The sequence below is a fragment of the Vibrio sp. 10N.222.46.A1 genome (assembly GCF_041473595.1).
Classification (GTDB): Bacteria; Pseudomonadota; Gammaproteobacteria; order Enterobacterales; family Vibrionaceae; genus Vibrio; species Vibrio tasmaniensis_A.
In genome coordinates this window covers 1-536 of sequence record NZ_JBFRSN010000978.1, presented here as the reverse complement: position 1 = coordinate 536, position 536 = coordinate 1, and the positions used below count along the sequence as shown (strand labels likewise).

Genomic DNA, 536 nt, shown 5'->3' with positions numbered 1-536 from the left:
GCCGAGCAAAACCAAATTATCATTTGTAAATTCAATATACAAAAAGTCATAAATAAAGTTGTAAGTTGCTTCTACAAATGACAACATCATTGCAACTTGAATGAATTGTTTAAATTTCATTTACATAATCCCTAATTAAATAACTGCACAGAAAGACTCTGCATGATTTCACTCTTGGTTTGAAGTTCCTGCTCAAATTCATATACTCTAATTTCATTTTAGTCCTTCAATATAATGTATTTAATGAACATTCAATATCACAAGAAACTTCTGCATATAGTTCTTCGATAAGATCCTGAACTGCTGACCTCTTTTCTTTATCAAATACATTCCACTTTTGCGTTGGCTGTTTACATGAAAGAGATTTATTGTGTGGTGCTTGATCCATTACTGCAGACCTTGGTGACATCGCTGCCTTTGCCTTTTCATAACAATCATAATAACATTGGCTATTTTTTTGAGGTGGATATATCAAGTGGTCGGTAGGACTCGGATTGTATGGCCTGGACTTATAACGCCCATCCGGATCCACATAC

General features: G+C 34.3%; 1 pseudogene. It reads right to left on the bottom strand.

Annotated elements, in window-relative coordinates:
* Positions 1–226: 226 nt before the first annotated feature.
* Positions 227–536 (bottom strand): annotated as a pseudogene (locus AB4496_RS22765) (RHS repeat-associated core domain-containing protein); the annotation flags it as partial.